We start from the raw sequence: 10,122 nt of genomic DNA, 5'->3' as shown, positions 1-10,122 counted from the left end.
CAAGGGGTGCACAGGGATCACCCCCGCGTGTGCGGGAAAAACAGAGCCTATAGCCTTGAGCAAGGGGAAAAAGCGGGATCACCCCCGCGTGTGCGGGAAAAACCTATCGCGGGCGCGGGCATTACACAGGTGCAAGGGATCACCCCCGCGTGTGCGGGAAAAACTCATATAAGTCCATATCATCAGGAAAGAACACTAGGATCACCCCCGCGTGTGCGGGAAAAACTCTTAAAAATCCCTGTTCAAAGCTGCTTTAACTAGAGAATGTCAAGAATTTTATTCACTTTTAATGCAAGCTTCGCTATCAGTTTAGCATCTCCAAGCGCCCGGTGCGGGACAGAAGCTGATATTCCATACACTTTAAGAACATTATCAAGCGTGTAACTCTCTAAGAACATCTTTTCTTTCTTAATAAATCTCATTACATCAATTTCTCTGTTATCAAGAAGCTCTTCGTTCATAGAGCGTAGCTCATTATTTATAAATCGCATATCAAACGCAATGTTATAACCTAGAACAGGCAAATGTCCTATAAACTGTTTCAACCCATTAAGAGCCAAGTTAGGATTTACTCCCCGATTGGCGAGCTCTATATCGGTAAGCCCAGTTAGTTGGGTTATAGCTGGGGAAAGATTCAATGAATCTCGTTTAATTAAACACTGATAGTCATCTACCTGCTTGTCGCAAATTCTAATTGCGCCTATTTCTATGATTTTGTCGTCTATTTCGTTTAGCCCACTAGTTTCAATGTCTAAAATAACAAATTTCTTATCAGATAAAATCTCAAAGTCACTTGCAGTATAAACATTTTCATCCTTTACTGTAGGATCTAAAGAGCAGTCATCATCTTTTTTGAGCTTTTTATTACTGTACATCCGTGCCTTATGAAAATGATATGCTTTGCTAAAACCATGTTCTTGGATATCATCACACTTATTACAATTTGGGGTAAATATAAGCGGGATTCCGTCTAGATATACCACTTTTCTAGCAGAATTAATGGTACAGAAGTCATAACCAATCTCATTTTGGGCAACAAAAGATAATGTAGCAGATCCTGAACCTACACAGCTAGAAACCCTACTCCAAAGCTTCTCACGAATACGACTATTAAGATTTCCTACATACACTCCTGTATCAATCTCTTGCATCCATTTAGTTAGATCTCCTCGCAATGATCTGGGGCATTTGCTGAGGGTAATTATGGTAAGCGGCATGTCAATCTGTCTCACTATAATTAATTCCTGCAGAAACAGCACCCAATTTATCATCCCATAATTGTAAAACATCTGCTTCAACCTGCTGTTCTTCAGGCACAGCCAATATATATTGAATATCCTTAACAATCTGTGGGAGCAATTTTGTCGAAGTAAAGCTATCTCTCATGCGTAAACGCATCTGCGATCCAATATCAATACTGCTATCCCGCTCTTTTTCTTCGGCAAGACAAAATGCGAGTGGAATAGTAGTTTCAGCTTTGTAAAGATCGGCAATATCATAAACAAACGAAAGATCGTGCCCCACATGTACAAATCCCAAGCCAGATGCTAAACCAAGTGCATAAACTACGCTCTGCACCAAACCGTAAAGACAGACATTACCAGCAGAAAGTGCTTGATTAACAGCAGAAGCATCTTCAAAAATCTCGTAATTATAATCTCTACCGTTCCACGGAACATGATATTTACGTGACATTCTTCGATATATGGTTCGCACGCGCGCTCCTTCACGTCCCCGTAGTTGTTGCATCGTGTAAGCTGAACAATCATCAGATGGAAATCTCATCTGATACATTCTTCTTGCTACTTCTAGTCGTGACCTAGTGTTTGATACAAGGCTTGCTTGCAACATGAGAAGCTTTGATGTCCGCGCTAACGGTCTACCGTGAGCATAGGTTCTTACACCAGATTCGCCTACCCATATTACGCAAACGCCCACACTTCCCAACAACTCCATAGCACGATGAGTTATTGATGTTCCAGGGCCTAGTAGTAAAACACTCATTAATGCTGCAGGAATTCGAAATGTTCCCTCTTCTTTATAGGCAGTAATGGCACTGTCAATTCGATTAATCTTGGCGTATTCAATGTAGATAAAGCTTATTCGATCAGAAGCGTGAGGGAGCTCTTGTAACTTAACTTTCTCTGCACCAACGTTTGCTTTCATTGCAATTAGTCCTAACAGTTCCATGGCCTTCTCACGAAAACCAACTATTGGGGGATAACCGTCATCATTCCAAAGCCATATGCCTTTTTCTTCCCAATGCCATTAATGAGAGCATTTCTAAAAAGTTCCACATCTTCTATGATTAGAAATCCCTGATAAACTGCCTTAACTAAACGAATAGGCTTCTGAGATTTTCTAAAATAAGAGAAACCTCTCTCTACAATGTCAAATTCTCCTGCCTCTAAGCTAAACCCATACTTTTGTGCGCGCGATGCAAGAAACTCTATTTGTTGTGCATGTGTGACATGCGGAACTACACGTCCTCTTGGCCTTTTTCCATCTTGAACCCGTTCACTCGGAAGAGAGATTACTGGATTAAGAGCTACGCGGAATTGCAGCCTGTCTCCTTTTTTAAGTGATGTAAGTAGTGAGTCGTAGTTCTTTGTCGCTGCAGTATGAACAACTCCATATTTTTCCAGTTTCGTTAAGTCTGGTTTTGAATTGCTGAGTACCAATAAGTATTGCTTGCCTCGAAGCGTATCAACACGCCACAGTTTACGACTACGAGTATGTGTTAGCCATTCTTCAGGAAAACTTTCCTCAACCCATGCATGAAAAGTTTCTACATGTGCAAGGTCTCGCATGGTTTTGAGATTGTTACAGTTAATCTCAACTCTACTGAGATACATCATTGTTCACCTCTAACATACTGAATGCATCATGCTCCATGCTTACGTAGTCTTTATCGAATGCTGACTCATTAACAGAAGCTGATTTTTTATCGTGTGTTTTATCACACATGGGGCATATTGCCTTGAGGGGAAGGTCAAAGCGAGCTTCGTATCGGTAGCCAAATCTTCTATTTTTATTAGAAAAGGAAAACGCGATATCATGTCTTAGTTTTCGGACAGAAGGGCGCTCTATACTGCTTTGATAGGGAGCAAGAAGATCGACATCCGCATATATGGGAATAAACAAATCGTCACTTGTACTATTCAGGGACTGGATTTTCTTTTGTTGCCATTTTTGAGCCATCCATGGATATGCTCTTAGTAGGGCAAACGGATCTTCTTCTTGCATGCCAATTATAAAATCGTACGAAAGAGGAAAAGACCTACGTCCCAAACAAAGTTGGAAGTATGGTGCAGCAAGAGCCTGCTCAATTTTTTCAAGCAAAAAACTATCCTCTGAACCAAGAGCAACTAAAAACACAGCGTCTTCAAGGCAATAACGGTTAGTAACATAATTGCGGTCGAACTCCCCAGTAGGCTTGCATTTTGATGCAATGTGATAGTCCTTAAGCAGGTTTCCTTGCTGGTCAATTCGAACTGCAAAAGCAAGCTCGTTAAGTTGCTTAAGGTCAGCATCATGGGGCTCATTTCTTTTATAGCCAAAAGCGGCAGCTATCATTCCGATGACCGCACTCTTAGACGGGTAATAATCGGTATGACGTGTTTCAAAATGAGAACTTGTCCCCCAGGATTGTAGAGGTCCCGCAAATTTTAGCAATAAGCTTTTCATAAGAATCCTCACCAAATAATGTCCAAATGTGTTGCTATAGGATTTCAGTTATTTTGGTTGCCAGATCATCTAGTAAGGCTTGCATTGATGGTTTTTCTTCTCCTAATTCCTGCATATGTTCAGAGGTCGCAAGGCTAACGTAAAAGGAGACAAGTGGTTTGTGAACAATTTTTTCAGTTTTTGCCATCTCTTGCGCAAGCTTAGTAGTAGATTGGCTTGCATATCCATCCGTTGATTTTACAGGCTCTTCAAATGCGCTTACAAGATTTACAGGGCGATCATCGCGTAACGTTATCAAAAGTAGGTGTGGCAACGTTTGATTTGCAAAGGTATTAGCTTTTCCTGTAGGCATAGACTCTACAAACCCTTTAACAAAAAGCTTTACAGAAGCTGCAAGGGCATCCTTATCATTATCTAGCTGTGACAAAAACTCATGCAAAGCAATACTTGCATAGCGGTATAGTTCAGATGAATTGTACTCTACTGTACCAAGCATACCTGCGCCTGCGTTGTCCTTAGGCGACAAGTCGTCAATTGCTGTAAAGTAGTCAAATTCATGCTGTATAGCGTGTGTAGAAATTGCATGAGCTACCTGTGCAGAGGCGTCTTCATTAAGTGATGGATCATCAGCTAACATACGTCCAAAAAGCGCTATATCTATAGGAAGATTCTTATGCAGTATCGCCTGCAATGGTTTTTTATCGTCAACGCCATCTATCACAGCTTGGGCAAGAGCGTTCGCTTGTGTTTCTCCTATAAAGAAAAGAGCTTTGGCTTTTCTATCTTTTGTTGTTTTAACGCCCGCGTTATTAAGCGCTTTTTCTCCGAGCTTCAATGCGTTTTCATCTGAGATTGATGGATCGAGCGCAACAATCTTCTTAGCTATATAGTCAACAAGATAGAGCGTACGCACTCCTACATTTTCTTCGGCACTGTGTTCTTTAAAATATGTACGCATTGCCCTCTTCCAGCACTGAGAGCTCACGCGTGCACGTGTAGAACCTCCATATTGTGCCGTCTTTGGACTGCCAGTATCATCACGATTAATATTGCATGGGGGAAGCGTTTGCAGTGCGTGAATATCTATATACAGACGATTGTTCATAATGATTTCCTTTCTTTATTACTTACGTAAAAGTAGTGTTTATAAGTGACGATTAATTAAATCGATAGTATTCCTGTGCCCATGAAAGACGTATCTTCTCTGGAATAAAGTTAAACAAATACAAATCACGTGCCAAACGTGGATAGTTAATATGTTGGTGGCTATCCTTTGTTTTGCTTTTAAGGATTCCAGTCAATTGCCTTAGGTTATAGTAAAAATGATCAATATTATCTGAAGTAATTAAATTAGAAAAACGCCTATCTATTGCGTTGCGTTGCTTTTCATCTAAACGCAATATTCTCAAGCAAGAACCCATATTATATGAAAAAGATTGTGCCAAAGCGTTTTCGTCGGTGACAGTGTTGTCAGTACTTATATCTTCTGCTGACATGTTTCCCTGTTCATACAGGGCATATATTTGCAGGGTATAAATCACCGCCTGCATTTTTAGATTTTTCCCCTCATGCTCGCTTAAAAAGTCATCGGGGACACTCGTTAGTATTAACGGCCAGATGTCTACCGACTGGCTAAGTGGCTTTCCAATAGAATGTCGCAATTTTGCAAGAATTGCCCTGCGTGATGCTGCATCGACATTGCTAAGATACTGCCTAACAATCTTTTGTACAGCATTTGACACTTCAGAATAGCCTGTAGTTGCCTCGTTCATAAGCACTCCTTTCTGCATAACACATTACTGTTCTGACAGTTTGTTAAGTCGATATATAAAAGCGTTGTAAGCAGTAATAATATTTTTTGTTGTAGCGGCTCCGCTTGTTTTTTCTGTTATGGTAATACCGTCTAAATCTCTTGTATTGGCGCTGGCAACCATTTGACTTGCTTCTTTTGCTAGTAATTGCTTAACGGTTGCTCTCCACCTATCGCAGCATTCGTTTTTTGAATCGCTTGGGTTAATCCCTGCGAGCCAATCTCTAAATGAGTGATCGAGCAAAAAATAGACATGGTTGATTGTTCTATTTATAAATGTAGCGGCATTATCATCGCTCCGATTTTGTATGTCACATATGTCTTTAAGGAAGCCTCTATACGTTGAGCTAACAGCAGTTTTTGTGTGGTTTACCTCATTATTAACACGATAAACCCATCCATCATTGCCTATATCTGTTATCAATTCTTCATGAACGTATAAATTATCATATACCTCGTCAGTAGGAACCCACGATGTTGCATTGCCATCATCCTTTACACTAATAGCCTCTAGTACAATGCGTGAATTTTCTATATACGAACTAATACAGTCTAGCCAGCTTATAGCCTCTGGTCTGTGATATTTTTCTTTATCATCAAGAGAATATGCTAAGGTAAGCAAGCTATAGGAGCGCCACATTGCTTCTTCAGTGCGGTGCTTTCTGGGAGTAAATGTATCTTTGTTATCTCCAGTTTTATTATAATGCCAAAAGGTCATTGGCTCTATAAATGCATTTTTGTGATCGAGGTCAGGAAGCTTAACCATAAAAGGAGTAAACGGTTCGTTTTCATCCTCTCTTGAAGGGATATATACTGCACGACTCCATCGCGTATATAGCTGCGCTATATTATCAACGCGACTACTTGAAAATGCATGCTGTATGTTTTCGGCACCTGAATATTCCCAACATGGTTTTTGATCACTTGCTGCTAACTGAAATGGATTTGCAGCTACCCAGTTTAGCATAAGTGTTTCAAACAGATTGGATCCCGCAAGTGTAATACCACCCAAGTCAAAAAGCCAACCCTTAGAGGCTTTATATTTTTGTGTACCAAAAATAGTTTTGTCAGAAAGCCCCACATAGCCTTGCAGCGTAACAAGCCATCGTGTAAGCTCAGCGCAGGTTAAGCGATTTTTATCTTTCTCGTTTCCACTTTTTGGAGAAAACAATGCAATCTTATTATTACTTTCTGAGATTAAACGATTAATATTTTTCCCCGAAATTTCGCTAGGTTTCTTTCCGCCGAGCTTATCACTACTAATATCTTCTGCTAGTACCTGCATAAACGGGTACTCGTCATCAAAAAGATAAAACCTGTTATGCCAACTGTTCAGATAATCACATACTATATTTGGAAAACGGCGAGCTTGCCATACTTCTTTCCATATTTCGATGCTCTCTTCATCAAAATCTTCTGCTTCATCTTCATCTGGATCGAAGGTGCGTGCATAGCCTTTAGTGTCGTAGCGCGCAAATACTGTGTGGAGGACTGCAAGTAGTAAGCGCAAAATGGAAAAATCTTGCGCCTTCATATCGCCTGCAAATGCTTTATATTCATGCGCGGATTGAAAGACATCCATCAGTGAGACCAGTTTTGTATGTCCCAAATCGTCTACAATTACCGAAATCCACGGCTCTTCTAAAAGATTGAACTCATGCATCGTGAGGCTCCTTTTGGCAGAGAATACCTAGTTCTTGATTATATTTTAATGTATAGCCACAAAAAGTACAGGAAGCGTTGTCATCAAAAATGAGAGCTAACGAGTCGTGCAACCATGGCTGATTCTTCCATTCAGCCAGGTGAGTTTGCCGATAGGCTTCTAGCTCTCGAATGCAATGTTCTGTAGCTTTTGCTGTTCTCGTAAACTGAGCTGGTAGGCTAATGGTTTCACGAGCTATCTTCATGGCAATGTAAGGTATGTCGATTTGTTCTTTAATATCATTACCATCAGAAAATGTACCGTAACCAGAGCCAATTTTTTTCAGGGCTATTATTTCAATCGACTCTCTAGAATTACGAACTTGTGCAATCCCTGCTTCTTCTGAGTTTTCGGTAACGCTATTAGACAGTAGTCCCATAATGGTTTTTTTACCAATGCCCATATGAGGTTTATCAATGCGATAATTACAAGCGTTAAGCTTATTGGCATTACTTTCGTTCATATACTGGTCTTTTGCTTGTACATATAAATCTTTGAGATCATCAGGTAGCGCAATATCTGAATCTCCATATACTTCTTGCACCAGATGACAGATATCATCTGGTATGTGTATTACTTGAGGTAAGAAATGCTGTGTTCTCATGAGAAGATAAGCGCCATACACTGCGATTGCGCCCTTATCAAACCTAAACTCCTCTGATGTGGCAAGTATATACAGGTGTGGAGTTGTTACACGTGCAGGCCTTTCTATCACATGTCTATGCAGTCTACCTGCCCGTTGTAAAATTAAGTCCATGGGCGCTAAATCGGTAATCAATACATCAAAATCGATATCTAGTGACTGTTCTAGAACCTGAGTTCCTATAATAATGGCTTTATATGGCCGCGTTGCGCCTTTTCCAATTGCTTCGCTAATCCTTTTTTCTTTTCTTATGCGGTCGGTGGCAATAAACTGGGAGTGAATAAGCATAAGCTCATCATGACCAAACTCTTCTTGACATGCATTATAGATTTCTTGAGCGCGTCGCACTGTATTAACGATGATTCCCGCAACTCCGCCACTTTGCAATAGCTCTTTCAATGTAGCTAGTAAGATGGTATGTTTTGAATCGTCAATAAGTTTGTGCACTTCAATTTGTAAGGAATGCAGTCCGTTGCGCTCGCATATGGCTCTCTGTTTAATATGCGCTCCATCATTATAAGTAAGCAGCGGATATGTTTCAGAATGGGAATCGTATTCAGTTTTATCGCACTGAGTTTTCCACTTTAGACCAAGCCCCTTTACATAGGCTCGTAATAGTGTGTCTCTTCGTTCATAAGGTAATGTTGCGGAAAGCAAGAGCACTGGAACACCATACGCTGCCATCCACATGATTGCCTCTTCAAGATACTTATTCATGTATGTATCGTATGCATGCACTTCATCAATAATTACCACTTTTTTACTAAGCCCCAAGTGCCTGAGCATGAGGTGTTTCTGTTTAAGTCCAGCCAATAAAAACTGATCAACAGTTCCCACAACAAAGTCATCTAGTAAGGCTGTCTTTCTTCCAGAAAACCAGTCATTTAGAATTACTGCAGAATTCACATCACCGTTATTCAGACTATTACAAGTTTTAGCAATGTGTGCAAAGTTTTCATTAAGCGCTGCTTTTCCATGCACTAATCTAAGTCCAAGTGCGCTATTGAAATCACCAATAACACCTTTAAGCCATTGGTGTACGCGGGAAAACATGCCATTTGAAGTTGCTTGTGTGGGAAGCCCAAAAAATAATCCGCTTTTTCCTGTTTGCTGAGCTAATTGTTCAGCAGCAATGAGCGCCGCTTCTGTTTTTCCAGATCCCATTGGCGCTTCAAGAATAACTATTCCAGGGCTGTTGCAGGTACGAATAACTTCATATATTGTTTGCTGAATACCATTAGGGGTAAACCCAAAACGCTTATTATATTGCTGGTTTGCATTGGCAGCGCATAATGATGGTTCCCACAAGTCTTTTGTTCCATGGTCAATCCATGCGCTCCAGCCTCTTTCGAGGCGCTCTTTCTGATTAGTAATACCGCTTTCTTCAATTGATATAAGAGGAAAAAAGTGCTCATTGCTTGCAATCCAGTCTGCCATAATAATGAGGCCACAGAGAACCATTTGAGCTGGCTCACTTATTTCTGGAAGATCCGCAACACATTGAAAATCATTTTTATCGAGTGCCCATGCAAGAATCTGTTCTTGTGTATTTTTCCATAACTGAGCAACCTCACTTATACCTTCTGTTTGATAAAAGTGATCGGGATAGGCGGCAAGATCATCTAAGTATACTCGAGAACTATCCAGAGGTTTCCCATGGTGTGCGCCTACAATAGCACATATTCCGTGAGGTACTCCGTACTTTTCAAGTATTGCTTGTCCTGTAATGGTGTGATGGCTTGTGCTCCAATCTTTGGTAGAGCTTATAAAATTGTCAGCTCCTTTAAAACCGGCAGTAATGAGCTTATTTTTGAGTTCTATATCTAGTTCTTTTGAACCAGCAATTGCTTCTCTAAACTGAAAGACTGGTGTAGCCTTACCAATATCATGAACAGACGCTACAAATTGAGCCAAATTTTTTACACATGCGGGATTCGATATCGAAGCGGTGAGCGTAGCTCGCTGACTCGAACTGAGCCAATGCTCCCAAAGCAATCCAATTACATTGGCGGTGTCTACCAAATGCTGTGCTAGTGGAAGCCAGAGCATAGCACCATCATATTCTGCTTTTTTGCCCCAAAGAGCTGCGTTAATCTCAGTCATAACGGTCCTTCCAAAGCCGCTATACGTTATATAAGATGTTACGTTCTCTAGTATACATGGGTGCCTGGACAAAATATGTGTTTGTTGGATTGACAAGCAAGGCGAGAGTAAAATTGATGGCGTGACGTGTTCCCGTGTGGAATCGCTTATGCGCATGATGATATTTCAAGCTCATAA

The 10,122-nt window shown here is 40.6% G+C and carries 8 protein-coding genes; all 8 read right to left on the bottom strand.

The window, feature by feature from the left end:
* Positions 1 to 257: 257 nt before the first annotated feature.
* The 8 genes from cas2e to cas3 are packed head-to-tail and all read right to left on the bottom strand — an operon-like array spanning position 258 to position 9,945.
* Positions 258 to 1,217, bottom strand: a complete 960-nt coding sequence (gene cas2e, locus AC5GD6_RS02680) for a type I-E CRISPR-associated endoribonuclease Cas2e (protein WP_491846174.1) — start codon at positions 1,215 to 1,217, stop codon at positions 258 to 260.
* A gap of 1 nt (position 1,218) precedes the next feature.
* Entirely contained in the window at positions 1,219 to 2,190 is a 972-nt protein-coding gene (gene cas1e, locus AC5GD6_RS02675; protein ID WP_006302707.1) for a type I-E CRISPR-associated endonuclease Cas1e, read from the bottom strand.
* A 20-nt stretch (positions 2,191 to 2,210) separates the two neighbouring features.
* Positions 2,211 to 2,858, bottom strand: coding sequence for a type I-E CRISPR-associated protein Cas6/Cse3/CasE (gene cas6e, locus AC5GD6_RS02670; RefSeq protein ID WP_491846172.1), 648 nt, complete (start codon positions 2,856 to 2,858; stop codon positions 2,211 to 2,213).
* Complete coding sequence (gene cas5e, locus AC5GD6_RS02665) at positions 2,842 to 3,687, bottom strand: type I-E CRISPR-associated protein Cas5/CasD (protein ID WP_491846171.1); 846 nt, start codon at positions 3,685 to 3,687, stop codon at positions 2,842 to 2,844. Before cas5e ends, cas6e begins: the two co-directional genes overlap by 17 nt.
* Before the next feature lie 34 nt (positions 3,688 to 3,721).
* Positions 3,722 to 4,792 carry a type I-E CRISPR-associated protein Cas7/Cse4/CasC gene (gene cas7e, locus AC5GD6_RS02660; RefSeq protein WP_416454469.1) on the bottom strand — a complete coding sequence of 357 codons (1,071 nt, stop codon included), beginning with the start codon at positions 4,790 to 4,792 and terminating at the stop codon, positions 3,722 to 3,724.
* A gap of 52 nt (positions 4,793 to 4,844) precedes the next feature.
* Positions 4,845 to 5,459: a type I-E CRISPR-associated protein Cse2/CasB gene (gene casB / locus AC5GD6_RS02655; protein ID WP_491846170.1), complete on the bottom strand. Its 615-nt coding sequence runs from the start codon at positions 5,457 to 5,459 to the stop codon at positions 4,845 to 4,847.
* Between the two features lie 24 nt (positions 5,460 to 5,483).
* The gene (gene casA, locus AC5GD6_RS02650; protein WP_491846169.1) at positions 5,484 to 7,160 is read right to left on the bottom strand and encodes a type I-E CRISPR-associated protein Cse1/CasA; all 1,677 of its coding nucleotides are present in this window, start codon (positions 7,158 to 7,160) and stop codon (positions 5,484 to 5,486) included.
* On the bottom strand, positions 7,153 to 9,945 hold the full coding sequence (cas3, locus tag AC5GD6_RS02645) for a CRISPR-associated helicase Cas3' (RefSeq protein WP_491846168.1): 2,793 nt from the start codon (positions 9,943 to 9,945) through the stop codon (positions 7,153 to 7,155). The genes casA and cas3 overlap by 8 nt, the downstream gene beginning before the upstream one ends.
* Positions 9,946 to 10,122: the final 177 nt, after the last annotated feature.

This window comes from Fannyhessea sp., from assembly GCF_986145555.1.
Note: the sequence above shows the minus strand (reverse complement) of the source record. Positions and strands in the feature narration are given on the sequence as shown.